Origin of the sequence: Paenibacillus paludis, from assembly GCF_042610515.1 — a bacterium.
In the GTDB taxonomy this organism is placed as follows: Bacteria; Bacillota; Bacilli; order Paenibacillales; family Paenibacillaceae; genus Paenibacillus_AQ.
This window is the reverse complement of sequence record NZ_JBGJZP010000007.1, coordinates 36,726-62,959: the sequence shown is the minus strand read 5'-3', so window position 1 is coordinate 62,959 and position 26,234 is coordinate 36,726. Positions and strand designations below refer to the sequence as shown.

General features: G+C 49.7%; 19 protein-coding genes. 2 read left to right on the top strand and 17 right to left on the bottom strand.

Annotation, left to right across the window (positions count from 1 at the left end; translation table 11 throughout):
- Nucleotides 1-66 precede the first annotated feature (66 nt).
- The 9 genes from ACAN56_RS15315 to ACAN56_RS15275 all read right to left on the bottom strand — a co-directional run bounded on the left by ACAN56_RS15315 (nt 67) and on the right by ACAN56_RS15275 (nt 12,978).
- The gene (locus ACAN56_RS15315) at nt 67-1,071 is read right to left on the bottom strand and encodes a carbohydrate ABC transporter permease (RefSeq protein WP_379143887.1); all 1,005 of its coding nucleotides are present in this window, start codon (nt 1,069-1,071) and stop codon (nt 67-69) included.
- Nucleotides 1,072-1,095: 24 nt separating this feature from the next.
- A complete protein-coding gene (locus ACAN56_RS15310) occupies nt 1,096-1,995 on the bottom strand; it encodes a carbohydrate ABC transporter permease (protein ID WP_379143884.1) in 900 nt (299 codons plus the stop codon).
- Entirely contained in the window at nt 1,992-4,571 is a 2,580-nt protein-coding gene (locus ACAN56_RS15305; RefSeq protein WP_379143882.1) for a DUF5696 domain-containing protein, read from the bottom strand. The genes ACAN56_RS15310 and ACAN56_RS15305 overlap by 4 nt, the downstream gene beginning before the upstream one ends.
- A 14-nt stretch (nt 4,572-4,585) precedes the next feature.
- Complete coding sequence (locus tag ACAN56_RS15300; protein WP_038586172.1) at nt 4,586-5,206, bottom strand: YIP1 family protein; 621 nt, start codon at nt 5,204-5,206, stop codon at nt 4,586-4,588.
- Nucleotides 5,187-6,695 carry a gluconolactonase gene (locus ACAN56_RS15295; RefSeq protein WP_379143879.1) on the bottom strand — a complete coding sequence of 503 codons (1,509 nt, stop codon included), beginning with the start codon at nt 6,693-6,695 and terminating at the stop codon, nt 5,187-5,189. The genes ACAN56_RS15300 and ACAN56_RS15295 overlap by 20 nt, the downstream gene beginning before the upstream one ends.
- Nucleotides 6,696-6,708: 13 nt before the next feature.
- Nucleotides 6,709-7,557, bottom strand: coding sequence for a carbohydrate ABC transporter permease (locus ACAN56_RS15290; protein WP_379144308.1), 849 nt, complete (start codon nt 7,555-7,557; stop codon nt 6,709-6,711).
- A gap of 58 nt (nt 7,558-7,615) precedes the next feature.
- Nucleotides 7,616-8,488 carry a carbohydrate ABC transporter permease gene (locus ACAN56_RS15285; RefSeq protein ID WP_081966099.1) on the bottom strand — a complete coding sequence of 291 codons (873 nt, stop codon included), beginning with the start codon at nt 8,486-8,488 and terminating at the stop codon, nt 7,616-7,618.
- 54 nt (nt 8,489-8,542) lie between these two features.
- A complete protein-coding gene (locus ACAN56_RS15280) occupies nt 8,543-11,464 on the bottom strand; it encodes an extracellular solute-binding protein (protein WP_379144306.1) in 2,922 nt (973 codons plus the stop codon).
- Between the two features lie 152 nt (nt 11,465-11,616).
- Nucleotides 11,617-12,978 carry an ABC transporter substrate-binding protein gene (locus tag ACAN56_RS15275; protein ID WP_038586166.1) on the bottom strand — a complete coding sequence of 454 codons (1,362 nt, stop codon included), beginning with the start codon at nt 12,976-12,978 and terminating at the stop codon, nt 11,617-11,619.
- A 485-nt stretch (nt 12,979-13,463) separates the two neighbouring features.
- On the opposite strand from ACAN56_RS15275, the gene ACAN56_RS15270 reads away from it, so the two are divergent.
- Nucleotides 13,464-14,468, top strand: a complete 1,005-nt coding sequence (locus ACAN56_RS15270) for a LacI family DNA-binding transcriptional regulator (protein ID WP_379143876.1) — start codon at nt 13,464-13,466, stop codon at nt 14,466-14,468.
- Between the two features lie 88 nt (nt 14,469-14,556).
- Here ACAN56_RS15270 and ACAN56_RS15265 read toward each other — a convergent pair whose 3' ends face one another.
- The 5 genes from ACAN56_RS15265 to ACAN56_RS15245 all read right to left on the bottom strand — a co-directional run bounded on the left by ACAN56_RS15265 (nt 14,557) and on the right by ACAN56_RS15245 (nt 20,246).
- Nucleotides 14,557-15,432: a radical SAM/SPASM domain-containing protein gene (locus ACAN56_RS15265; RefSeq protein WP_340894725.1), complete on the bottom strand. Its 876-nt coding sequence runs from the start codon at nt 15,430-15,432 to the stop codon at nt 14,557-14,559.
- 41 nt (nt 15,433-15,473) lie between these two features.
- Nucleotides 15,474-16,460: a Gfo/Idh/MocA family protein gene (locus ACAN56_RS15260; protein ID WP_038586160.1), complete on the bottom strand. Its 987-nt coding sequence runs from the start codon at nt 16,458-16,460 to the stop codon at nt 15,474-15,476.
- Nucleotides 16,461-16,630: 170 nt separating this feature from the next.
- A complete protein-coding gene (locus ACAN56_RS15255) occupies nt 16,631-17,404 on the bottom strand; it encodes an SDR family NAD(P)-dependent oxidoreductase (RefSeq protein ID WP_038586158.1) in 774 nt (257 codons plus the stop codon).
- A 55-nt stretch (nt 17,405-17,459) separates the two neighbouring features.
- Entirely contained in the window at nt 17,460-18,284 is an 825-nt protein-coding gene (locus ACAN56_RS15250; RefSeq protein WP_379143872.1) for an acetoacetate decarboxylase family protein, read from the bottom strand.
- A gap of 21 nt (nt 18,285-18,305) precedes the next feature.
- Nucleotides 18,306-20,246, bottom strand: a complete 1,941-nt coding sequence (locus ACAN56_RS15245) for an oxidoreductase (protein ID WP_379143870.1) — start codon at nt 20,244-20,246, stop codon at nt 18,306-18,308.
- 119 nt (nt 20,247-20,365) lie between these two features.
- On the opposite strand from ACAN56_RS15245, the gene ACAN56_RS15240 reads away from it, so the two are divergent.
- Complete coding sequence (locus ACAN56_RS15240) at nt 20,366-21,649, top strand: PucR family transcriptional regulator (protein WP_038586154.1); 1,284 nt, start codon at nt 20,366-20,368, stop codon at nt 21,647-21,649.
- Nucleotides 21,650-21,887: 238 nt separating this feature from the next.
- Here ACAN56_RS15240 and thrC read toward each other — a convergent pair whose 3' ends face one another.
- From thrC to ACAN56_RS15225, 3 genes are all read right to left on the bottom strand, one after another.
- Complete coding sequence (gene thrC, locus ACAN56_RS15235; RefSeq protein WP_038586152.1) at nt 21,888-23,276, bottom strand: threonine synthase; 1,389 nt, start codon at nt 23,274-23,276, stop codon at nt 21,888-21,890.
- 120 nt (nt 23,277-23,396) lie between these two features.
- Entirely contained in the window at nt 23,397-23,891 is a 495-nt protein-coding gene (locus ACAN56_RS15230; protein WP_038586150.1) for a CYTH domain-containing protein, read from the bottom strand.
- A gap of 618 nt (nt 23,892-24,509) precedes the next feature.
- Nucleotides 24,510-26,231: an adenine deaminase gene (locus tag ACAN56_RS15225; protein ID WP_379143866.1), complete on the bottom strand. Its 1,722-nt coding sequence runs from the start codon at nt 26,229-26,231 to the stop codon at nt 24,510-24,512.
- Between the last annotated feature and the right edge of the window lie 3 nt (nt 26,232-26,234).

Sequence of the window (26,234 nt, the reverse complement as noted above, 5' to 3'; positions counted from 1 at the left end):
AAAAATGCTGGAGGCACATTACGCGGGTCTCCAGCATTTCATTTCTCCATGAAGCAACGTATTCTGTTAACCAATAATACCGCTGCGCTCAACGCTTTCTACGAAATAACGCTGCACCACCATATACAGCAAGATCAGCGGGATAATGGCCAGCAAGATGCCGGTATCAATAATCATGGCCACATGGTTTGGATCTGCCTTAATACTAGAGCCGCCTGCACCTATCCCAAGCAACCCCGGAAGCAAGGCATTGGCCTGAGCCGCCAGCGAGCTGACCTTCGTAGGCATAAGCGCCACTTCACTCATGAAGAGGGAGGTAAAGAAGGTATCGTTATACTGCCAGACAAAGCAGAACAAAATGACTGTGATCATCGGGGAGACTGCATTAGGCAGCATGATTCGCAGGAATGTTTTAACGCCTCCCGCGCCGTCAATCAAAGCGGCTTCTTCAATTTCTTTCGGCATTCCTTTGAAGAATTGGCGGAAAATATAGATGAACAAGCCTGCTTTTAATCCAATCGCTGTCGCTGATGTAATAATGGAAGGCCAATACGTATTGAGCAGGTTGATGCCTTCTTTGCCTGTGATCAGATGAATAATCCCCAGAATATCAAAGCTTCTAAAATGCAGGTACATAGGCACCATCAGTGTGCTGGTAGGTACAAGCAAGGTTAGAATGACGAGCGCAAACAGGATGTTGCTTCCCGGAAAGTTGAACCGGGCAAAGCCATAACCCGCCAAGGCGCAGGAAGCCGTAGTCAGCAGCGTTGTCACTACGACGAAGAGCAAGGTATTCCCCAGCAGCGGAAAATAATCCAGAATCTGCATCGCCATCTTGATGTTATCCAGCGTAAAGTGGACCGGTATCATATAAATCGTCGGATTATAAATATCTGCTTTATCCTTGAAGGCGATGGAGAATTTCATAAGCAGCGGGTAAATAATAATAAATGAAATCCCGATGACAAGTGCGTACCGGAACAATGCATACAAAATATCAACTGCCTTACCTCTGACCTTCTGAACTCTATAGTGATTCGCTTCTCTGTGAACGGGTTGAGGAGATTGCATAGCCGTACCCTCCTTTGCTATTAATCAGTTGTAATGCACTCTTTTAGACAGTACGTAACCAACGATAACCAGGACGAGGCTGATAATCAGCGTATAGATCCAGGACATCGCCGCACTGAGACCGAAGTTTTGTGTGGTGAATGCGGTTGAGAATATCATTTGGGTCACGCTGCTACCCGAGAAGGAGTCGATAATGGTATAAATAACGTTGGTCAAGATGAGCGGGCTCACTAGCGGGAATGTGATTTTCCAAAAGGATTCATAGGCGGTTGCCCCTTCAATCTTCGCCACCTCATACATCGCCCCGGGAACAGACTGCAGCGCGGCCAGAAAGATCAGAATTTGTACGCCCGAACTCGTAATAATCTCATAGATCCGCAGGATCGCGTCTACAATATAATCCACGAACGACAGCGGCAACCCGATATCACTCAGAATCATAACCATCGACATGACATTGTACTGTGAGCCCGATTGGCCCAATTCGTTGACAGCCGTCGCATCACCAACCAGATTGATCAGTCCGGACGCTTCTGCCGCCGATATCGCGTTAGAGGCCAGAATGACCGGCAGAAAAAATATGGCCCGGGCCAGAATTCTCCCCCGAAACTTCTGATTCAGCAGCGTTGCCGAGAAAAGGCTGAAGAACAGGATCATCGGAACGTTAAGCACCATATCCCTGACAGATTCGGTTAATACCCGGTTAAAGGTTGCATCTACGAACAAAGCATTGTTGAAGTTGGACCAGCCTACCCAATCTAAGGAGAAGCCTGATGGATCTACAGTTAATTTACTGAAGCTGAATTTGATGGACTGAATGAGCGGAGTTGCGAACATGAACACGAACCCAAGCAGCCATGGCGCAATAAAGGCTATTCCCAGAAAAGAGCGCTTGTGATTTAAGCTGAGCTTACTTCCTCTCATGACTGCTCACCTTCTATCCCATATTGTCCGGCTCCGATTGCGAACCCATGGACGGTGACATCCTTATCTGTGTGATTCACATAAATCGAAATACCATTACTGTACTGCACCTCCACAACACCCTCCTGATGGCGTATATGGTTCACGATTTGCGCATTCTGTACGGGGGAGAGTACTTTATTGACTTCCTTGTACATCGAAACCGCCTGATCGTACCAATCTTTGTAATAGGTTGCATACTTGCTGTCAAAATGAGTGAACTTCAGCTTGGAGGAGGGTTCATAGGACCACGAGAAATAGGGTGCTGCACCCAGCTCAATTGAGCGGAGCATCTGCTGCTTGAGATCCTGCTCATCACTCAGATTAACCGGAGTCCCTGCATAGTTGATAAAGCCATGAACAACCATTTCATAGAAAGGGATCTCTTCATCGGTCAGCAAGAATCCGCTGGAGGATGACGGTACATTGATCAGATGATCGGAGTAAGGCCATGCGTAGGCATTCCCCCCTGCGATCATGGTTTGATCGATATTCTGGTCGAGTTTACTGAGCTGCTCTTCCACGATTTGTTTGGCCGTTTCCCGCTGTATAACACGGCTAACCCGGAAATCCGAGCTGAGTACATTGCCGAGATCCCGCAGAGATACGCCTTTCATCCCGAAGGATTTATACTTGTTCATAAACTCGTCAACGTAATAAGGCAGCTTGGCAGGGGACAATAAATAGTAGCTTCCGAGCGTCATATCCATCCCGTTGTATGCCCGATTGTATGGATAGAGCTCTGCCTCTTCCCTTGTCACGAATCTGGATGCGTCGGAGGAAGGTGTAAAGCCGCTATCATCATGGTAAATCTGCTGGAAGGCCACATCGGGGAATAACGTCCCGCCTGATTGCTCCAACTTTTCCGTTAATGTAAGGAGCTCCGACTTGCTTCCCAGCACATCTTCAGTCTTCAGCTTATTGGGTGTAGCATGGTTTACACCTTTGGAAGACCAGCCGGTATAGCGCATAAGCAGCCGGTCAATGCCGTCCTGCTTCAATTGATCGGCAATCTGCGCAGCCTGCTCAAAGGAGGTCATTGCCACCTCGGACCGGTAAGGTACGCCAAGAAATGACTTTTGTTTGTCGACAGCCCCCAGCATATCCAGATAAAAAGGAATACCCTGTCCCTCCTCTAAAGGCTGCAGTGATTTCTCCGTCACCAGCTTATTCCGGTACAGCTCAGCCATTCCTGAATAGCTGGCCTCGTCATTGTTCAGGAAGCTGTAGCGAACTTGAATATCGCCTTTGTAAATTTCCTCATTCAGGAGCTGTATTTCCTGAATGGTAGATCCGGTGTACAGCTCAAGCTCATCCTCACCCCGCAAGGTGTAGCTGCTGTGAATGAAATTGTACGAGTTCTTCTTGCCGCTGATATCGGCGGCTATGCTGGCTATGGCGTCCCCTTTTTCGATCACGGCGAACCAGGCAGCATCACCAGCCTTTAATCCAAACACCGGCATTCTGGCATTCTCACTGACTTGCCCGCGTCTATAGCTGTTATCATTCGGGTCGGGGCCATACACACGCTGTACATACTGCTCTTCCTTCACTTTTCCATTATTCAAATGGATCAGGCTGCCGGAACCGTCAGGAACGAGCATATAGCCATCGGTCTGCTGATCGGCAGCACCGAACATATTGAGCACCTCAAGGCTGCGAATCTGATAGTCCCCGCTTTCCTTAACTTGGTTTACAGGGACGGATACAACCAGAGATCCCCCGTCTAACCGGTATTCCAGCGGAACAATAAAATTCGGCTTGGTCGTTCCGGCCCCGTCCCCCGCTCCATTCTCCTGATTATCGAACGCCAGGTCTTCTGCAGAATAACCGGACTTGGTAAAGGCCGCTGTCATTTTGCTCAGCACCAGCGGTTTGGAGACTTGTGCATCTATGCGCTCCAGCACCTCCGGGTCGCCCTCTTTCGGGTAGTAGCGGAGCCCTACGTATTTTGCCGTGGGCTTATCGAGCTTGGACAGAACCTTTTCTTCCATTCTCGTCTTGCTTATATACTTAGGCAGTGCGTCGATTCCGATCGACGTATCTCCAATCGTATACACAATACGAAGTCCATTCTTAATGCTTTCGGCAGTAAACTGTTTGCTGCCGATGCTCTGGGCAAAGTTCGTATAGGATTCTAGTGTGCCTACAGCATCACGGAACAACACTGTTAACTGCGATGACAGCAGCTCTTTCTCGAACCCCGAAGCCAGAGCATCCTCTTCGCGGTTGACAGGATTGCTGTACCAGATATGACCTTGGCGTTTATCCTTAACCGCTACTTCCGTGGTTTCAGGATTGTAGTATAAAGACAGCTCCGTATCGTCGGCTACCAGTTGCATTCCCGGTACACCCTTGGACGAATCAGGCAGTGCAGTTAGCTCGCTTCCGGCTTCCAGTTCAGCAGTTACTTCCATATAGGAGGAGGCTTCAACAGCCTTTACTCCGCGGGATGTGAAGAACAGGGCAGAACCGGCAAGAATTAGAATAGCTGCGGCACAGGCGAGTACCGCAACCAGCATTTTACGATTTTTCACAGGTGCGGCCTCCTTTACGTACGGAAAGTTAATTCCCGATAAATGTTAACGAAGAACTCGATGATTTGCTGGAGCATACTTAATACGAGCGTCCCCAGAAATATGACAATTCCCATGACAACAACCGTGAGCAGCATCGTTACCACTGTTTTGAGCACGGTATATTGATGGACGGTCATAATACCAACGAATAAAAGAGCTACAAACCATATGGAGGAGATCGACATCATCAAATAATAAAAAGCCGTTTCTTCCTCCGCCATAAACCGGCTTGCAATAATCATCGGCGTATAAATGATCACGATGGGGACAAGCGCATAACCTGTGGCCATCATAATTTCTTTGAATTTCCCTTCCCCATCCATTAAAGTTGTGATTGCCCAGTTTGATAAGCACCACAGAAAGAAGGGAAATACAATCGTTAATAATTGTATGATACTATTCAGATGACGCGGATCATTATAATTGACAAGGAATCCTGCGAACTGATTTTTTAAAACCATCGAAATAACTACAAGCAGTAAAATCGTCAACGTTACCCGGATTTTACCTTTTCCTTCATACTTCATATCCCAAAAGCTATCAAACGGATGCACAATGAGGTGCAGCGGGAATTTAATGAAATCCTGCCTCATGGGCTTTACCCTCCTTAAGGTTTTGCGAAGCCTGCCGGGATCTTCCTGACAGCCGCTTTCTTCTCCAGAAGCGAAAGAGCCTGAAAGCAAGCCATCCTGACACCAGGATCATTATCACGGTTAGAAATGTTCCGAAGTGCTCCTGCATGACTTCCCTGCGGTACCGTTTGAAGGCTACAGAATAACCGTCGCGGTCCATTCCGAGCTTGAAATATTTCAGCGCCTCTTTATTGCTTTTGTCCATCAGCAATGATTTGCCAATGCCGATATAAGCAATATCATAGTTGGAATTCAGCTTCAGAACTTCCTTCCACACCGGGACAGCCCGGGTATCCTCGCCATTATAGTGATACCCTACCGCTTGATTGACGCTTGTGCCAAACCGGGTTGGCTTGAAGATGACTATGTTTCCTTTGCCGCGGTCAAGTACGAGCTGGTTCCCGCCAGAGAATTCTATGGCTGCCGGTATTTTGAAGGTTCCGACCTGGTTGCCTTTACCGCCGTACACATAGAGAAGGTCACCTTCATCGTTGTACGTGAACACTTTGCCCTGGTTAGCATCAAGAGCACTGTACATCCCGTTGGCAAGAACTTTAATATCCGTGAACTTAGAAGGTCCTATAGAGTTGCGGAACCTGATATCACCTTTAACATCAAAGTATCCGAATCGCTTCAGCACATCCTCACCAGATGGATTCAGACGTTTTATCGGTTCCTTCGAGCCCGGATCAATATTCGTGGCATACAGAAACCCTTTAGAATCAACATCAATATTGGAAAACTCTGTAGGCACAAATAGTGCCATCTGCGCTTTCTGCGCCTTGGTGGAGAGTAACCGCCATAAATATTCGGTATAGTCACGCTTCACCTTGTTCGTACCGACATAACCGATAAAGTCGCCGTTTTTATCAAACTGCATAATCCCTTCGAATATCCCTTTAGCGATGACATAGACACGTTCCGCCTGGTCTACGGTCACTTTAACAGGAATAAACTTGAAGTCAGCCGGTAAAATATCGGACTTCGGCTGCTCTATCATTCGTAGCAAGTCCCCTTCCGGGGACAGAACAACAATGCGCCCGTTATCCGTATCGGCAATAAACAGATTACCTTCCTGATTAACATATAATCCGCTTGGATTCTTGAATTTTTCCGCTTTACCCTTGTTATCGAAGCCGCTAATGACCTTATTGACCTTCCAGTCGCTATCCAGACAAATAATCCGTCCGTTCCCGCTATCAGCAATATAGATCAGTCCGCTTGCCGCAACGACCATATCGCCGGGATCCAGAAAATCGCCCACACCGAGTTCCTTTCCGGATAGGGTACGATCAGGTACATAAGCAGCAGGAGCAGGTACCGCTTCTTCCCAGTAATTATAGTTGTAGCTCTCATAGGGCGTAGATTCAGCAGACGCCGGCGCAGGAGCTGCATAACATAACAGCAGGGATGCTGCCATAACCGCGGGCAGCCATTTTTTTGCTATCAACTGTCTTCCCCCCTTAGTCCTTCATTCCCGAAGTAGCCATCGTCTCTATAATCCGGCTCTGCGAAAAAACAAACAGCGTAATGGGTACGCTCATTAAAATAAGAGCTACCGCCGCCGCTGCACCGGAACGGGCAATTCCCCCGGCCACCACTTGGCCCGCCGCAAAATGAAGCGACTTCAGCTGTTCACTGTAAATGAACCCGTTCCCGTCACTGCCCCATAGAATTTGGAATAATAGAATGATGAGCGTCAGCCAAGCCGGCTTTACGTTAGGCATAACGATGGACCAAAAAATGCGGTATTCGCTTGCCCCGTCTATCTTAGCGGCTTCCAGCAGCACATCCGGAATCTGTTCCATAAATTGCTTCATTAAATATAAACCCAGTGAATAAGCAAACGCCGGAATAATGACTGCCCAGTAAGTATCAATCAACCCGAGCCAGGACATGATCATATAGTTTGGCATCGCGGTTACTGCCGGCGTAAACATAAGCGACAAGACAACGATGCTGAACAATATCTTTTTGCCGGGAAAATGATGTTTAGCGAGAGGGTACGCCGCTGCCGAGGCCAGCAATACGTGACCGACAATACCCGTGCCGGTAATAAATACCGTATTGAAAATATACCGCGAGAACGGAACCCAGGAATTTCCGAGCAGATTAAACAGATCTATAAAGTTGTTCATCGTTGGATGGCGGACAAATAACGTCGGCGGGAAGATAAAGATTTCATCCAGCGGCTTGAACGCATTATTAATAGCGTATACAAGCGGTAGAATCATAAATGCTCCAAATACGGTGAGCAGGGCGAATAAAGATAAAGTGCCCCATGCTGAACGGTTCACCCGCTTTTTCGGCATTCGGATCGACCGGCTTAACCGTTGTTTTGCATTCATTTGAAAGGGGATATTCATGCCTCTATTCACCCACCTTTCTAAGCAGTTTTTGAACAATTAGGTTCGATCCAACCATGATCAAGAACAACACGGTAGCAATAGCTGAAGCGTAGCCCATTTCAAATCGGGTTGTGCCAAAATCAATCAAATGTGTGACGATGGTTTCCGCTGCATAGTTCACGCTCGGGAACCCTGCCAGCGCAATCGAAACATCAGCTACGGCAAACGCGGTCGTTATCTGGATAACGGCACCGAACATCAATTGCGGGCGCATGGAAGGCAAGGTGATGTACCACAGCTCCTGCCAGCGATTTTTGATCCCGTCCACAGCTCCCGCTTCATATAACGTTCCATCAACAGTCTGCAGGCCTGCAATGAACGTGAGGAACCCTGTTCCGAGACTGAGCCATAATTGAACAAGGATGATGATAGGCATAATGTAGCCTTCCGTTTTGAGCCATTGGATCGGCTCCAGGATAAAGCCAAACTTCAGTAATAATCCGTTCATGATTCCATACCGGTCTCCGGAGAAGATCATGAGCCAAATGAAATAGACATTTCCCGAAATGGAAGGCGCATAAAAGACGAGCGTCATTACAGCTCTAAGCTTTGGAGACAGCTCATTAATGATCCAGGCAAAAACAAAACAGGCGATATAACTAATCGGCCCTGTGATCACTGCGAATAACAGTGTGTTTTTGAGGGCAATCAGAAAGACATCATCTTCCAGAAATAAGCGGGTATAGTTCTGCCAGCCTATAAACTTCGGAAACTCCAACATATTGAAGTATGTGAAGCTAAGCACGATCGAGACCAAGACAGGCAAGACCGTAAATACGGCGAACAATATCATATACGGCGCCATCAAAATATACGAATGCTTATTGGCTCTCATTTCCCGCCACTTCAGGCTCCACCAATTTTGCACGCTTGACCCTCCTCCTTACCGCTATAGACCAAACTCTTTCCGTTTGGTGGTGATCTCGTCCTGAATATATTGGACATAGTCCATAATGGATTCCCGTGCTTCCACGCCGCCGACTACCGTTTTGTAGAAAGCGTTGAATAAATGTCTGCCCGTGAAATACCCGCCCGGAACTTCAGGAACACCTTCGGCCCACTCGAACTGGGCTTTCAAATTATCATAATCGGCAACGGGCCAAGGCAAGCTGTCCAACGCTTTGATGTTAGCGGTCGGATAACGGGCTGCCGCCCCCATTAACCCTTCCATCTCACGTCCGAACACCGTTTGCGTCTCTTCACTCGTCCACCATTTCATAAATTCCCAAGATGCCTCTTTGTCTTTGGCCTTATCCATCATCACGACAGCACTTCCCCCGCTGGATACCGTCCGGTCCAAGGTGCCATCTGTTTGCACGGTTCCCGGGATCGGCACGAAGCCCCACATCCCCCGAATCTCCGGAGCAAATACAGAAAGCTGGTTATATAGTGTGTAATCGGCTATGCCGAAAGGCATTTCTCCTGTGCGGAAGCGATTGGCAAAGTCATATTCACGCTCAAGCTTGTAATCGGTGTAAAACTCCGTCCACTGCTTGAACGTTTCCATCCCGGTCCGCGAATCGAGATCTGACTCCTGTCCGCCATCCCGGTAAAATTGTCCGCCATTCTGAAATAAGAGCGCGGCGTACATCGAGTTAGGCGGGATGTTCTGCCCTTGGACTGCGGATTGAACCACAACCGGCAGTCCAAACTGCATATGGTTCTTACTGAGCACAGCAAGTAAAGTGGATACCTCATCCCAAGTCTGAGGCACTTGCAGATGAAGCTCCTCCAAAATGTCCTTCCGGTAGAAGAGCATATTAAAGGTCTGGGTCTCAGGTAAGGCATACACTCCGCTATCATATCTGTAAGGTACAACTGCGCTTTCCCGGAAACGGCTGCTCACTTCATCAAAGTCTGCAAACTGTGTCAGATCTGCCGCCGCATTGCGCATTGCAAAGTTAACAGGTAGATCATTGCCGATCTGCATCGCTACATCGGGTCCTTGCCCGGCTAAGGTAGCCGGAAGCAATGTCGTCATGTTGACGAGCTTCAGGTTGACATTAATGCCCGTGGCGGATGTGAATGTCTCATCAATCATGGCCTTCATCGTATTCGCCTGATCCCGTCCGCTTCCGATCCAGACGGTTACTGATTTCTGGTCATCCTCTTCCGACACATTTCCGATTTGGTTGTAATCGGTAAAGAAGGAAGCGAAGAAGGTAGCGGTCTCATGCTTAAACTTCGAGCCAAAACCCATCCCTTTCTTGGGAAACTTCTTATCGGGAGAAGCTAAGTAAAGTGCATCTACTTCAAGCGGCTGCTCTCTTGCTGTCTGTACCCATGTTCCAAGTCCTCCGGTATTCGTCTTATATGCGGCCAGTCTTCTTGGAATGGTGTCCGGATCATCAATTAATTCGCCCAACTGCTGTGCCATTGTTTTGAGCAGCGCTTCCTGATCACTCGATTGTCCTGACAACTGGACCAATTGCTTGGCAATCCCCGTTAATCGGTCCCGTTCGGCACCAAACACCTCAAGCATGTCAGGCACTTTTTTATCCAGCTGGTAATCACGGTATTCATCCGGCTTGGTTCCCGTAATCATCAGGATCTTGCGGTACATGGAATTGAGATTGTACAGGCTGTCCTCTACCTCGCGAATTAAAGGGGCGAACTCGCCAAGGCTTACCTCAAGCCTCACAACATGTTTGCCCTTTTCCAGCTTGTATAAATAGGGTTCGTCCCCACCCATAATGTCCAACCGGTAGGAGCTTTTATATCGAAAAGGAACCTTTGCCATTTCCTCAAACGGCACTATTCCGTCTATGGTCAGCCTCCGGGTGGAATAAATCCCCCTGACATAATTCTGCTGTGTCTTAAAGGCCATTTTATATAATCCGGTCTCAGGGACATCAATTTCCCATTCAATCCACTGGCCGGGTATTCGCCAATTCAGCCCGCCTATGGTATTGATCTTGATCTTGGAAGAACTGTAAGGATGAACCGCGGCACTGGAACGCTCGCTAAGCGGGTACAAGGTTGGCGATGATTTGGCAGCCGCATCCTCTCCCTCGATCCTCAGGAGCTGACCGCTGGAGGCCTGAACACCATCGGCATCCAATTGCTTCTTTACTTCCTTATAAGGCAGCGGCTCCGCTTGCTTAAACAGCTTCAACTGCTTAAGAACGACAGGCTCTCTGGAAGATTCCAAAGTTAACGTGTGTGAGCCTTTAGAGAAATAAAATAAAAAGGGCTCATTCTCATAACCGTTAGAGTCTTGGAACGCTTTCTCGCTCCAGCCCGGTTTCTCAATCTGTCTAGGCCTCAGATCATTACCCTGATTGTCTTGAACCAGCTGATCCAATTGGTCAACCCAAATACGGTCAAACTGCAAGAAAGCTGCTTCCCGAAAAGGGAGCTTGCCGTCAATATATAAGGCGCGCTCAATCGCTGAGCTTTTCCCTTCAACGGGATAATACAGCATGGATAAATTATAGAAGCCCTCTTCCGCGACTTGAACATTCCATTCGACCCTGCCGGATTCCCCCGTTAATAGAGATTGGCCTGCCATGCCTTCGTAATCCGGTAGCTTCTCGAAGCCGTTGCCCTCAACATGACTATAATTAGCTGCCTCCAGTACAATTTCTTGATCAGGTCTGGGAGCCCCCTCATGTCCGGTTAAGTAGGATACGTATTTATGCTCATTAAAAGCCGCTGTCTCCACTGTAGCCGTTGTTTCATTGGGTACTTGCTCCACTGCGGACGTTGCTTGCGCACTTGCATCTACCTGTACATTTAAGCCTGCCGGAAGCGTGATCAATAATGCCATTGCAGCAAGCGTTATATTCTTGGCCATTTTGGATTGACGCATTTTACTTATCACCAGAAGTCCTCCTTACAAGCGCAAGCGGTTATCACCCTTTTACGGGAGAGCTTACGTGCTATGGTGAAATCTTATATTCATACAACAGGGGGAGTCGCCAAGACATCCCCCTGTTCTTATGACGATACGAACCGCTTCTGTTACTTGCCTAGCTTGGCAATGGAAGCCTCCGCCTCTGGCTTATATTTCTCGGCTGTTGCTGTAACCGATTGATTGTTTACAATAATGTCCTTCATGAAATTGGTGGTCGGGAATTCCGGGTAAGCGGTTTCCAAAAGAATCTGGCCTGTGTTGTTGATATGCTCATGCATCATAGCTACATCTTCTTCATGAGTGTAGATGCTTTCCAGCCACTCTTGGCTCGGAAAATCTCCGGTTTGAGTAATATCATAGGTATCTTCGAAAGCCTGGTAGACAGCCTGTGGATCTTTTACACCTTTAGGAATGAAAAATGCATTCTTGCCGTTATCAGCATAGGTAAGTTCAGGAGATCCTGAGGGTCCATTCGGGAACGGAACAACACCGAAATCGAAAGTCAAATCTCCCAAATTCCAAATCGGAGCCGGGAACATCGCTACATCGCCATCTTTGAAGGTATTGAATTCGTCATAGCCAACTTTGTCTGATCCTTTGACTTTGACAACGTTTTCAACGTTGTACAAACGGTTTATAAATTCAGCGGTTTCAATGACTTTGGGATCAGTCAGACCTTGTGTACTTGTGGCTTCGTCCACAAGCTTTCCACCATTAGCTGCGGAGAAGTTACGCAGGATATCGATAGCCCAGCCCGAGAATCCATAAGTGTCGATTTTACCGTCATTATTCGTATCCTTAGTGGCTTGTTTGGCGACTTCGATGAATTTATCCCAATTCCATTGTCCACTGGCATAAAGCTCCTGCAAATCGGGAAGCCCCAGTTTTTTGAACAAATCGCGGTTGTAATGGATGCCCGCACCACCGACGCCGGGTTCAGCGAAGGCATAGTCCTCGTTTGCGATTTGAGGTGCCTTAACCAATAGATTAGCTTCATTGTTGATATTGGAAGCGGCTGTAGTATATTCGCTAACTTTCAGCAGCTGTCCCTTGAGGATTGCAGGCCATGCCGAGTTGTACTCCATAATGACGATATCGGCAAAGGGTTCACCCGTAAGTGCGGTAGCCGTGAATTTAGGCATGAACTCTTGGAAGGGAACGTTTACAAATTCGAACTTGCAGTTATACTTTTTCTCTACTTCAGCAATTTTAGCAAGACGTTCCTTCTCGGAAGCTGAATTACCCGCAGGCTTCAGATCCCACCAAGCCGCTACCTTAATTACACGTCCGCCCATGTCAACCGGTGCTGCCGTTGCTTCTGCTGTTGCTTCTACCGCCGCTTCTGTAGCTGCAGGCTCAGTAGTCGCATTTACTTTTGTATTGTTGGCAGCATTGTTCCCGCCACTGCAGGCTGTAAGTAAAAAAACAAAACATAATAATAAAACTGAATACCCCTTTATCTTTCTCATTCGTCAAACCTCCCGTTAATGATATGAATACGTCAGTGCTGTCCCCTTCTGGATAAAGCGCTTACACGACTGCATAAAAAAATAACAGAAGCACAATTCCCTTCGTTTGTTTGGAACACCGCCTTTATTTGTTATTGTATTTTGTTTTTCTTAACATAACAAATATTACCACCACCCAAGAAAACGGTCAATCATTTTTTATACTTAATCTCACTTTTTCCATGAAATAGGACAAGTTATATCGTAAATAAGTCATTAACTTGTACATTGTCAATAATAATGTTATCTTTTGCATAACAAAAATAACAATAATCAAAAACCCCAAACAAAAATATAGCCCTAAAACAAAATAACAAAACCATCCCAAAGGAAGCAAATAACCAAATTCAAAAAAACAAGTGTTAGCCACTCATTCTTCATGTAAAATTGTAATGTAATTGTCTTCGGGAATTATAAAATAATCTGATTAAAGTAGGATGATTTGTATGCGACGTAAAGTAACTATCCAATCCATAGCTGATTTTACGGGGCTGTCGAAATTTGCAGTATCAAGGGCATTATCCGGCAAACCCGGAGTCAGTTCACAGACGAGAGATACGATATTCAAGGCCGCCGGACAGCTTGGTTACTTTAAAGACTCTAAGTCTGCGCAAACTCCAGGCGAGCTGGTCGATCTGGATGCCCGCAAATGGTCCGGCACAGTTCTGATTTTATTTCCAAACATCCGCTACCAGAACCCGAAATCTTTGTATTGGGGACCGGTATTTAGCGGTATCTCTTCCAGATTGAATCAGAGGGGCATTAACGTATTAACATTAACGGAACCTAAAGACGACTCGATGTTTTCTCTTCTTAACCCTGAAGCGATCATGGGTGTGATTACGGTAGGTTCCATTTCAACACCTATTCTGGTAGAGATTCGTAGTCTGGGCATTCCGGTCATGATGGTGGATCACTCCGACCCCAGCTTTCATTGCGATTCCATCTTTACCGATAATCCGTCATCCATGAAAGAAATGATGAACTTTGTCATTAATAAGGGCTACCGGGACTATCAATTCCTTGGAAACATACGTGATGCCCATAGTTTTTATGAACGATTCCTTGTCTTTCGGGCAGCACTCGAAGATAACGATATCGAACTTAAGCAGATCCCTTCACTTAACGGACCCGAAATTGATAACTTCAGGGAAACCTTCGCGGCTGCCATTACCGAACACGGACTGCCCGAGGTCTTTGTATGCGCAAACGATATTTACGCCTTGTTCGCCATGGAGACGTTCGAATTTATGGGCATGGCTATACCCGACGCTTTGGTGTTTACCGGTTTTGATAATACGCACCCTTCCATACCATTCCTGGCGACCGTTAATGTCAATAAGGAGCTGCTTGGCACAAGAGCTGTAGATCAGCTGCTGTGGAGAATCCTCAATCCAGGCACGAGTTATGAAAAAACACTTATACAGGCAGATGTGATCATTAGGGACTAGCAGATATAAGTTAAACGTCTTTGTTCCATCCAAAAAAGAGAACCGGAAAGTCCCGGTTCTCTTTTTTGGATACAGCAACTACAAAAGCTTAAGTTCCAAACCGCTGCCGGTACCCGCATTTGCGGCACAGCTCCTCTACGGCTTCCCTGCGGGAGAAGCCGTAGAACAGGTTGTTCGCCCGCTCGCCCTCGACAATCTCGGAGAAGGGCTTCTCATGGATGTTGCCGAGGTTGATGACACCCTCGCCATCAAGACAGCACGGCACGACCGTGCCGTCGACCAGCACCGCCGCCTGGCTGCGCAGCGCATGGCAGAAGCCTTTGCCGTCGTCCTCCGGCTCGTGCAGGGCAGGCCATCTGAACTCATGGTCCTGGTTGAGATAGATGCGCGGGGCGATTTTGACGCCAGTGCCCGGCATAACCTTCTCCTCAATCTTGAAATCCAGCTGAAACGCCTCCTCCAGCAAGGCCAATGTCTCGCGGTTGCGGCTTCGTTCCAGATTGGTCAGGTTATCCTCCGTCAAATTCCATAGCCGGAAGGAGATAATCACACCCTGCGCAGAAACCTCGCGCACGAACGAAATGATCTCCCGGAGATAGCCCTCGCGGTTCTCTGAGCCAGCATGTCCGTCGAAGCTGTGCAGCGAGAAGTTCATCTGCCTAAGCGCCGGCTTGCCGAGAATCTTCGGCCCCGCCTTATGGATCAGCGTGCCGTTGGTCGTAATGTTGACCTTGAAGCCTTTGGCGTGGGCAGCGTCCAGCAGCTCGCCGATCTTCGGATGCAGCAGCGGCTCGCCTTTGACATGAAGATAGATATGACTGCTATGTGGCTTGATCTCGTCCAGAATCTTATTAAAGGTGTCGAGCTTCATGAAATTCTTCTGCCGCTCCGTGGGCGGACAGAAGCTGCAGGCCAGGTTGCAGACGCTTGTAATCTCGATGTACACCTTTTTGAAAGTCTTCAAGTTCTGCTCCCCTTTTCCCTCTGTAATCCCAGCGGTTTCAACTATAGATCCGAGGCGTAGCGGAGGCCGATCTGTGCTCTGGCTTCCTCCATTACCTCCGCAACCGCGAGCGAATTGGCATGGCTGTTGGTGTTGCTCTCGCGGTGTCCATTCCTCAGCAGATGGATGAATTCCTGCACCTCATAATACATCGGTTCGAATACCTGCGGCAGCGTAAGCTCCTCGACCGTACCGTCGCGGTAATGAATCTTGACCTGATAGGGCTGGTTGATCTTGTCGATCACCATCGTTCCGTTCTCCCCCTGAATCTCGGCAGGCAAATAGGAATCGGTAATCTTGGAATGCATGACAACCGCATCCATATCGGCATAGCGCATAACCATACTCCCCTCCCCGTCCACTCCGGAAGAGAGCATAATGCCCGTAGCCTTAATCGAATCAGGCTTGCCAAACAATGCCACCAGCGGATACAGGCAATAAATGCCCAGATCCATAAGCGAGCCGTTCGAATATTCCGGATTAAAAGCATTCAGCACCGTTCCCTGCCGGTATGCATCATATCTCGACGAATATTGACAATAACTGGCGAAATACCGCCGCACTTGACCCAGCTTGTAAAGGTTGTCTCTAATAACGCCGAAATTCGGCATGAAGGTTGATTTCATTGCCTCCATCAGCAGCACATCATTGCTGTTCGCAGCTTCAATCATCGCCCGCAGCTCTGTGCTGTTGGAAGCGGCCGGTTTCTCACATATCACATGCTTGCCATGGTTCATGCACACCAGCGCCTGTTCGGCATGCATGGAATTGGGACTGGCGATATATATGGCGTCCACTTCGCCGCTGGAGACCATCTCCTCCAGATCTGTGTAAATGGCAGCTCCCGCATATTTGGCGGCAAAAGCGCGGCCCTTCTCTTCTGTGCGGGAATGTACGGCTGTAAGGAGAAATTCCTCATTTTCCAGTCCGGCCTGAACAAAGCGGTCTGTAATCCAGTTGGTGCCTACGACCCCGAATCGAATTGTCATGATGATCCCGTCCTTTTTTTGTTCTCACTAATCTCTATATGCTATTTTCTCACTGTCAGGGTGGTCATGTCCACTTTTAACGGGTAATTTCCGACAAATTCTGATAGGATCACTATGTGAAAAAAAGCACCTGCATAAATGCAGGCGCTTCTCCTCACAACACTTTTAAATTATATAATCGTCCAGCCTCCGTCAACGAACAACGTTTGCCCGGTAGTGTAGCTGCAAGCATCCGAGGCAAAATACAGCACAGCTCCATTCAGCTCACCGGGATTTCCGGGACGGCCCATCGGGCATACGGCGTTGTACATTTTCAAAGCCTGCTCCGAAAAGAGCGTATTCTCCGTCATTTCACTCTTGAACAAGCTCGGTCCAATCGCATTGACAGTAATTCCGTGCTTCGCATACGTTGCTGCCACACCCCGGGTCAGGTGAATCACTCCGCCCTTAGCCGCGTTATAGGAATGGGTAGGGATGGACGCCGAAGCGGTAAGCCCCAGCATGGAGGCGGTATTGACAATCCGGCCGTATTTCCGTTCCTTCATATGGCGGATAACATGTTTGGACATCAGGAACACGCCCTTCAGATCGGTATCAAGCACACGGTCCCAGGCCTCCTCCTCCAGCGCTTCAATCGGCACGGAATCGACGATACCGGCGTTGTTCAGCAGGATATCAATTTTGCCGAACTCGGCCATCACCTTTTGAACCGCAGCAATAATCTGGTTTTCTTTGGTTACATCACATTCGATCGGGATAATCCGGCGTTCCGGATACTTCGCCGTGATCTTCTCAGCCACCGCTTTCAGCTTGTCATATCTTCTGGCCAATATCGCCACATCAGCCCCTTGATCCGCGAGCATTTCCGCAAACTCCACACCGATTCCGCTGGATGCGCCCGACACGATTGCCGTTTTCCCCGTTAAGTCAAAAAGATTGTTCATCGTAAACCCTCCTAATAGTTTTGTAAGCCTGTTCTGATAATGATGTGTTCTCGACTTATATGGACGATGGGGTATGTTCCGGCTGCAGCTTGTTCTCCCACCAGTCCCAGCGGAGATAGCAATAGGGCAGGAACTCCATCGGATTGAGCTGTTCCAGCACTTTGCCTTTTTCCAGCACATTCGTACTGACGGTATAGACCGCTCCCAGCATGTTCACGACTTCAAGCTCGCTCCATGGATCATGCTCAGACTCCTGGAAGGTAATCGAAGCTTCGGCAGCCTTATACACCTTAACGTCACTGACCAGCCGCTGGGTCACCAGCGTAGGCATCAGATCAAAGCCGCTTCCGTCAACCGCATTGGCATACTTGATGTTGTATAAAGGAATGTCCTTGCCGTAATACTCCTCCAGAATCCCTCCGGCCTTGCCGTCATTGAAGCGGTCCTCCATAGTGGCCTTTATGTTGAAAAAGTCAACGCCATTCCGGCTGATCGCCCCTTCGAAGGTACGTTCCGAGCTGTTCATGCGGATATCGGCCATCTTCTTAGGCAGGCCGCAGACCTCGCGGCCCATCGCCATACCGATATCGCTTGTAATCGGCATGGACAGACAGTAGTTGCCCAGCTGTCCGTTATAGTCAGCCAGCACGAACAATCCGGCTTCACGGTAAGGCGGGCAGAAGTTCGTTGCCGGATAGTCGGCCACAAACGCATTGACGAGCGGACGGCTGGCAGGCTTCAGCGGCTTCGGCAGCAGGCGTTCGATAATCTCCGGTTTCGTCTCCCAATACACCGTAAGCATCTCTGCATCATAGAAGGTAGTCGGTCTGCCTCCATACTTCTTGATATCCGCAAAACTTTTCACAAAACTCCCCATCATTGAATCCTCCTTTATTTAGTATCAATTCAGTACAAATGCTGTCTCGAAGCCGGACTGAATCGCCTGCCCGATTCTGCCGGGCTTGCCGGCATCGCCAATTATCTTCACCTTCGGCAGGGCCAGCTTGAGCTCTTCCGTGAATGAACGCTCAGGTGCAACTCCAATGGACAGCACTACGGCATCTGCTTCCCTCACTGAGGTTTCACCCGTGGCGCTGTTCTCCAGCACAATGGCCCCGTCCCGCACTTCTACCAGCTTCGTCGAAGCCAGCAGCTCCACGCCGCTCTTTTTCAGCCGGGTAACAATGTCGATCAGGTTCGGAAGATATGCATCCGGGCCAACCCGCGGCTGCATTTCCACTACCGTGACCTGATTGCCGAGGCTGGCCAGATATTCCGCCGTCTCCAGTCCGGTCATGCCCGAGCCGATTACTACCGCCCGCTTGTTCTTGATTACAGCAGCTCCGCTTAACACGTCGACAACCGTGCAGACCGCTGCCTTATCCACTCCCGGAATAGCAGGCACAATCGGCTGTGCCCCGGCAGCGATAAATACCGCATACGGATTCAGCGACTTCAGCTGCTCCAGCGTAGGCTTCGTTGAAAGCCGGACATCCACATTCAGCTGCTCCAGCTGATGCTGCATATTGTCGATGAACCAGTTCAGCTTCTCCTTAAGCGGCGGGCGGCTGCCCAGCTCCACGCTGCCTCCCAGCACATCCCGTGCTTCGAACAGCACCGGCTTGAACTCCCGCAGCGCCAGAATCCGCGCAGCCTCCATGCCTGCCGGACCGCCGCCTATCACGGCCACAACCTTGCCGCCGCCATCCCGCGGCGGCTCGGCGAATTCAAGCTCCCGCCCTACCCGCGCATTGACGGCGCACTTAATGACCTTGCACTCCATTACTTCCTGGATACAGTACAGGCAGGAGATGCAGGTTCTGATCTCGGCTTCGCGGCCTTCTGCCGCCTTGTTCCCCCACTCCGGATCGGCCAGCTGGGCTCTGCCGAGCGCCACGAAATCCGTATTTCCTTCCTGGAGCAGGCTCTCGGCAAACTCCGGTTTGCGGATTACATCACAAGCGATCACCGGAATCTGAACGGCCTGCTTCATGGCCGCAGCAAGATGTTTTTTCCACCCTTGCGGATAGGAGATCGGCTCAATGATCGTATTTGACGACTCATAGGTGCCAGCGCTTACATTTATGCAGTCCACACCGAGCTGTTCCAGATGTTTCGCTGTGAGCAGCGCTTCTTCCAGCGTAATGCCCCCAGGCACAAATTCATCCCCGTCGATCCGCACGGATACCGGGAATCCGGCCCCGCAGGTCTGCTTGATTCCTTGAACGATCTCACTCAGGAACATCATTCTGCCTTCCAGTGAACCGCCGTATTTGTCGGTCCGCAGGTTGGTCAGCGGGCTTAGAAACTGCCCGATCAGATACCCGTGGGCACCATGGATTTCCACACCGTCGATCCCTGCAGTCTGGGCGATAACCGCGCCGAATACGAATTTGCGCACCAGCCCTTCAACCTCTTCAGTAGTCAGCTCCCGGGGCATTTCACCAATGGCTGATGACATGACTGCGCTAGGCGCCACAATCTGCTTGCCGCCGATCAGCCGCCCGTGATTCTGCCGTCCGGGATGCTGCAGCTGGAGGAAGATTTTGCTGTCATGGCGGTGTACGGCTCTGGCCAGCTTCTCCAGCCGCGGAACGAACAACAGATCACTTGCATTCAGCTGGTTGGGGGTTCCCACACCCGTTTCGTTGTCCACCCGCGTAATCTCTGTAATAATCAGGCCGCAGCCGCCGGCGGCACGTTCTTCATAGAAGGCAATCATTTCGTCCGAGGCTTCGCCGCTGGCCGCTGCCAGTGACGTGCCCATCGCCGGCATTACAATCCGGTTCTTCAGGGTAAGACGTCCTATTTTTCCTGCTGCAAACAGTTTCTCATATTTCATCTGCTTAGCACCTCCACCTATAGTGTAAGGCTCCAGATACTTTGTGAATATATTTACAAGCGCCAAAAATCACTTCTTTATAGTGCAAATTGCACTATGATTATTAGGGGGCGATACCAATGGATGTTACCTTAAATGAGCTGCAGCGTGAAACAATCGAAGTTGAGCACTATACCGCATCTTTGTTCACAGCATACATTTCTGGCGCAGGCCTTTCGGCAATTGTGAACACAGCCGCAGGGCTGCTGGGAAATCCCGTGATTGTGTTTGACGCAAGCTTCAAGATTGTGGCCCACTCCGGCCAGGAGGATATCGACGATTATCTGTGGAACGAGAATATCCGCAAGGGCTACTGCTCTTATGACTTCATTGCGGCTGTGAACCGAATGGAAAGTGTAAGGCGGGGCAAACAAACGGATGCTGCGTATGAAGTTACCTGTGAGGAGACTGCCAATACCAAGCTGATCTCCAAAATAAAAGTAGGCGGCAAGCAAGTCGGCAACGTGCTGCTGCTCGGCTGCAAGAGCCCTTTCCGGCCCAGAGATCCCGAACTGCTGGCGATTGCCGCCACCATTCTTGCAGAAGAAATGGGCAAGAGCAGCTACTACCGCAACGCCAAAAATATAAAGGTAGAGGATTTCATCTGCGGACTGCTGGATCAGCAGCCTCAGGACCCCGGCACTATCCGGGACCGGATGTTATCGGCAGGCCTAAAGTTCGGCACACAACTGCTTGTGCTGCTGTTCGATCTAACCCGCTATGAGGGATCGGGCCGTTATGACGATTATTTAAGAGAGCGTTTACAACAGCTTTTCCCCGGCAGTCCATGCAGCTATTATGAGGGCCGGATCGTGATGATCCATGACGGAAACCTTTCCAAAGAGCTTGCCCGCAGCAGGCAGCTGCAGCAATTTCTGGACCAGACTGGCATCACCATAGGTCTCAGCAGCATGTTCTCCAGTCTGACCCAGTGCAGAATGCACTATCTGCAAGCCTTAAGCGCAATCCGCATCGGCCGGATTCTCTGCCCCGGGCAGCAGTTGACCTACTATGCCGATGTCCAGCTCTATGAGCTGCTTTCTGCCGAGGTGATGTCTGGCGAGGAGCAAGTGTACCGTCATCCGGAGCTGCTCAAGCTGCAGGAATACGATGCCGCCCATCAGTCCACCCTGTACCATACCTTCTTTGTTTATCTCAAAAACAACCGGAACATGCAGCTCGCTTCCGACGAGCTGTATGTTCACCGGAATACACTCAGATATAAATTGGATCATATCGCGAGACTGCTGGATACCGATTTCTCCGATTCGGAAAAAATGCTGGCCTATTACGTCTCCTACAAAGTCGCTGATTTCTGCGAGAAAGCCAGGGAACAGCAGTTGGCAGCGGTGCGTGGCGTATAACGTTAAACACAGCATGAGCAGATCACAGCCTTATGTGTACTTCGCCAAGTGGAAACGGCTTCACCGTCCTCAATAGGACGGTATCCGTTTCAGCGAGAAATAGAAGGATAATTTATAGCGTGAAGCAGATAATTTCTTATATTTTAAGAACGCCAAGAGCCCCCTTCTTCTGGTGAAGAAAGGGGCTCTTGGCGTTCTATGAATCAAAGGTGTCTAGTTCAGCCAGCAGCTGGCTTGTTTATCCGTAAAAAGCCTGCAGCTGCCGCACAATCTCCGCCTTGTCATGCTCGACTACCGTCATATGCTGCGGCTTCTCGAACAAGGCCGAAATCTGCGCTGGGAAGTCCTGCTTGATACCGGTCAGGGCAATCGCCTCGTCGAATTTGGCCGGATGCGCCGTTGCGAAGGTAATGGCCGTTTCGCCTGGACCGCTGAAGGCCTCATAAGCCGCGATGCCGCAGGCTGTATGCGGATCCAGCAAATAGCCGTATTCCTGCTCGTATTTGCCGATGGTATCGAGGCATTGCTGGTTCTTGACCCCAAGCGCGGCAAAATCAGCCTGCACCTGGTCGAACAGCTCGCCGTCCACCGTAATTTTGCCGTCTGTTTGCAGCTGTGACATATATGCAGACAGCTTCACTGTATCCTCGTCCAACAGATAATACAGATAGCGTTCAAAATTGCTCGCCACCTGGATGTCCATCGACGGGCTGTAAGTGCCCGTAAAACTGCCTGGCTTGTATTCGCCGGTCAGTACGAACCGTTCGAGAATGTTATTTTCGTTGGTGGCGATAATCAGCTTGTTGATCGGCAGGCCCATCTTTTTAGCCAAATAGCCTGAAAAGATGTTGCCGAAGTTGCCAGAAGGCACGCTGATATTGATCTTCTTCTCGTCGCTGCCTTCAATTTGCAGATAGGCATAGAAATAATAAACGGTCTGGGCCAGGATACGTACAAAGTTAATGGAGTTAATCGCCCGCAGATGATAACGCCCTTTGAAATCCAGATCCGCGAACAGCTCCTTAATTACCTTCTGGCAATCGTCGAAGTTGCCCTCCACGGACAGGTTCAGCACATTGCTGTCATCCACCGTCGTCATTTGCAGCTCCTGTACTTTGCTTACTTTGCCATGCGGATGCAGGATGCAGATCTTGATCCCTTCCTTGCCGCGAACGCCCTGAATGGCTGCCGCTCCGGTATCGCCCGAGGTTGCACCGAGGATATGGATGATCTCGCCCCGCACCTTGGAGATATAGGAATACAGCTCACCCATAAACTGCAGCGCCACATCCTTGAAAGCAAACGTAGGACCATGAAACAGCTCCAGCACATGTAGCGAATCGTTAATCTTGCGTAGTGGCGTAACCTCCGGCGCACGGAAATTTCCGTAGCTGGTGTATACCATTTCTTTTAGATCCTCATAGGGAATTTCGTCGTTGGTATAGTAGGAGAAAATCTCCAGGAACAGCTCCTGGAAGCTGAGGCTTCTCCACTCTTCCAGCGTTTCCGGGGAAATCACCGGGATCTTAAAAGGGACCATCAGCCCTCCATCATCCGCAAGCCCCATCAGAACCGTATCAATAAAGCCTCTGGCTTCCACATTTCCTCTTGTGCTTATATACTCCATACCTGTCTCATCCTCCTGAACCCCTCTTTATTTAACCTATATAGTAACACGTTTAAGCGTTAAAGTCCGTTATTTATGTGTCAACTTTTGCGATAAAAAATCAGGGCTGAACCGGCTGCACTATTTATTCTGCAGCTGCTTCCAGACGGTCTTGTTGCTGTACTTCTTCTCTACGCTCACATCCTCACCGAACCAGTCCGGGGCGGCGAAGCTTTCCGCTTCCTCCAGCGAATCAAATTCAACCTCAAGCACCGTAAGCTCCAACTGGGTGTAGAGATCAATTTCCACCGTAGTACCGTTCCATACGCCGGTAATCCGGGTTTTGACCAGCGGAATAGCCTTGACCGCATCAATCATCTGATTATAGATTCCTTCCGAGATGTAATATTCAATCTCCTGGCGGCTGATCCCCTTGCCATCCTTGAAGGTATGTGTAAAGGTAACCTCTCCTGAATCCAAATCGGTAATTTTGCGCACCCGCAGTTCCTGCCCGTCTTCGATCGCGAGATAGGTCTGATCTATGCTGTGCCGGGTGAGTACCGTAAGCTGTCCGTCCTCTATAAGCCGCTCCGGATATTCCGGCAGCAGAAACTTGCGTTCAATTTCCATAGCCATGCTGTTCGCTCTCTCCTCTTCCAGTTCCGCTTATATTTTATATTATTAATCATCATAGGGTCGTGTCATACGCAAGTCAATCGCAAAAGCCGAATCTTATGGGAAAAAGCCGGTGCGAGTAGCCAGCATATGCTTAGGCTAAAACCATTTTTGCTGAGTCCGCGTTTCTGCCTGAAAGGTTGCTTGTTGAGCTGGTACGGCTGTTGCTCCATAGAAGAATTAGAGCCTTGCCACATCCTAACTGCACTTCGTGCAACTAAAAAGGCGCATATCAGCGTTAATCAAAATATAATTGCACTTTGTACAGTTAAATATCGCCGATACCAGGAAAAGTAAGCTTACTGTCCTTTTTAAGTGTACGAAATGCAATTATCGCTGAAAATAGACCGCTGCAGCTCTTTTTAATTGCAGTAAATGCAATTATGTACTTCTGTGAGCTTGACGCTACCTGGTGCTGGTGAGCAGCCGCCGATTTTGAGCTATTATGAGCTAGGAGCTATATCAGCAGAGATGCCTCGTTGCAGCATACAGACGTCAGATTCAGTATTCACAAGAAGACGGGGCATCCCCTGCTGGGATACCCCGTCTCAATGACTTTACCGCTGCATCTAGCAGCGGCTACTCTTCTCCAAGCGGATACAGCAGCGGTACCACCCGTCCGGCGCCGACATCAATCAGGCCGTGATCCGTGATTTTAAGTGCAGGACTGACAGGGAGCGAATGGGTGCTGATCGACATAATCGGGTTGTAATGATTATAACCCAGCGATTCCATTGCCGTCCGCAGCGCGAGCACGCGCTCAGCCGTCTCTGCAAGCGGTGCTTCGGTCAGGATACCGCCAACCGGCAGCTCCAGCAATGCGAGCACTTCACCATCACATACGACGCAGAAGCCGCCTTGTGCAGCTATTACTGTATTCGCCGCCAGGATCATGTCCTCAGGGTTATGACCTACGACGAGCAGATTGTGATTGTCATGCGAATACGTAGTCGCAATGGCGCCGCGTTTAATCGTGTCGCCGCCGATCAGGCCGTAGGCGCGGTTGCCGTTTTTGCCATAGCGCTCAAAGGTGGCGATCAGGCCATAGCCGCTTTCCTGCCACTGCAGCTGGCCGCCCTTAACCTCGGCCGCAGCGTGCTTCTCTTCGGTAAACGTGGACACGTTGTTGACCATCATCACCCGGCAGCCATAGCAGCCGTCCGCCAGCTCTGATGACACCGCGAAGTCGCTTGCAGCCAATGGAGCCAACTGCACGCTGCGGTAGAAATGGGCCGGGAACCGCGGCCCCCGCTCCACCTGAGGCAGCGGCTGCATGCGGTCGTAGACCTGGACGCCCCGTTTGTAGACCTTATCAATAGCGAAGCTGGCCAGATCCGACAGCAGTACATAATCGGCGGCTTTGTTCGGGGCGATCACGCCGCGGTCAGCCATCTTCATCCGCCGGGCCGGGGTGAAGGTAGCAGCATAGACTGCATCCTCCGGGGCCATGCCCATGGCGATGGCTTTACGTACCAGATGATCAAGGTGCCCGGTCTGCACCAGGGAATCGGTCATCACATCATCGGTCACGAAGCAGAAATGCTCGCTGACCGCATGGCTGATCAGATACTCCATCACATCGGGGGTCATCGATTTCTCCTGAATCTCGATGAACATCCCGGCTGCAATCCGTGCGGTAAGCCCTTCGATGCTCTGGTGGGTGTGATCTGAATCAATCCCGGCATAGATCAGGCGGTGCAGATCAAGGTCCAGCAGCTTCGGCGTATGCCCCTCGATGACAAGACCGGGATAACGGCTGCGGACATGCTGGATGATGCGGTTGCTTTTGCAATCAGGGTCGCGGATGACATCAACATAATTCATCACTTCGCCCAGACAGATCATCTGCTCCGTCTCCATCAGCTCGTCGATATCGGCAATTTCAATCGAGCCGCCCGTTGTCTCCAGCGGAGTCGCCGGCACCGAGCTTGGAATCGCATAGAACATGTCCACCTGACAGTCCCGGCTGGCCCGGATCATCTCATGTACACCTTCTACGCCGAATACATTGGCCATTTCATGCGGTTCTGGAACAATTGTTGTTACCCCATGCTGCAGAATACCGTAGGAGAAGGTCTCCGGCGTAATCATCGTGCTCTCGATATGCAGATGGATATCAATCAGGCCTGGCACCATATACCGGCCTTCCGCCTGAATGACTTCCCCGGCTGTGAACGTCTCCGCGCCGAGCGCCCCCACATAGAGGAAACGCCCCTCCTTCACGGCGACATTCGCCGTCTCGAACCGTTTATAGTAACTGTTGTACACTTTAGCGTTCAGTATAAGTTGATCTGTAATCATCAT

Bases quoted from the DNA above. Each gene is read 5' to 3' on its own strand.
- ACAN56_RS15240 (WP_038586154.1), top strand. From the start codon at position 20,366: ATGGATGTTACCTTAAATGAGCTGCAGCGTGAAACAATCGAAGTTGAG.
- ACAN56_RS15260 (WP_038586160.1), bottom strand. From the start codon at position 16,460: ATGACAATTCGATTCGGGGTCGTAGGCACCAACTGGATTACAGACCGC.
- ACAN56_RS15245 (WP_379143870.1), bottom strand. From the start codon at position 20,246: ATGAAATATGAGAAACTGTTTGCAGCAGGAAAAATAGGACGTCTTACC.
- ACAN56_RS15270 (WP_379143876.1), top strand. From the start codon at position 13,464: ATGCGACGTAAAGTAACTATCCAATCCATAGCTGATTTTACGGGGCTG.
- ACAN56_RS15280 (WP_379144306.1), bottom strand. From the start codon at position 11,464: ATGCGTCAATCCAAAATGGCCAAGAATATAACGCTTGCTGCAATGGCA.
- ACAN56_RS15250 (WP_379143872.1), bottom strand. From the start codon at position 18,284: ATGATGGGGAGTTTTGTGAAAAGTTTTGCGGATATCAAGAAGTATGGA.
- ACAN56_RS15300 (WP_038586172.1), bottom strand. From the start codon at position 5,206: ATGAGGCAGGATTTCATTAAATTCCCGCTGCACCTCATTGTGCATCCG.
- ACAN56_RS15230 (WP_038586150.1), bottom strand. From the start codon at position 23,891: ATGGCTATGGAAATTGAACGCAAGTTTCTGCTGCCGGAATATCCGGAG.
- ACAN56_RS15275 (WP_038586166.1), bottom strand. From the start codon at position 12,978: ATGAGAAAGATAAAGGGGTATTCAGTTTTATTATTATGTTTTGTTTTT.
- ACAN56_RS15225 (WP_379143866.1), bottom strand. From the start codon at position 26,231: ATGATTACAGATCAACTTATACTGAACGCTAAAGTGTACAACAGTTAC.
- thrC (WP_038586152.1), bottom strand. From the start codon at position 23,276: ATGGAGTATATAAGCACAAGAGGAAATGTGGAAGCCAGAGGCTTTATT.
- ACAN56_RS15310 (WP_379143884.1), bottom strand. From the start codon at position 1,995: ATGAGAGGAAGTAAGCTCAGCTTAAATCACAAGCGCTCTTTTCTGGGA.
- ACAN56_RS15315 (WP_379143887.1), bottom strand. From the start codon at position 1,071: ATGCAATCTCCTCAACCCGTTCACAGAGAAGCGAATCACTATAGAGTT.
- ACAN56_RS15290 (WP_379144308.1), bottom strand. From the start codon at position 7,557: ATGCCGAAAAAGCGGGTGAACCGTTCAGCATGGGGCACTTTATCTTTA.
- ACAN56_RS15255 (WP_038586158.1), bottom strand. From the start codon at position 17,404: ATGAACAATCTTTTTGACTTAACGGGGAAAACGGCAATCGTGTCGGGC.
- ACAN56_RS15285 (WP_081966099.1), bottom strand. From the start codon at position 8,488: ATGAGAGCCAATAAGCATTCGTATATTTTGATGGCGCCGTATATGATA.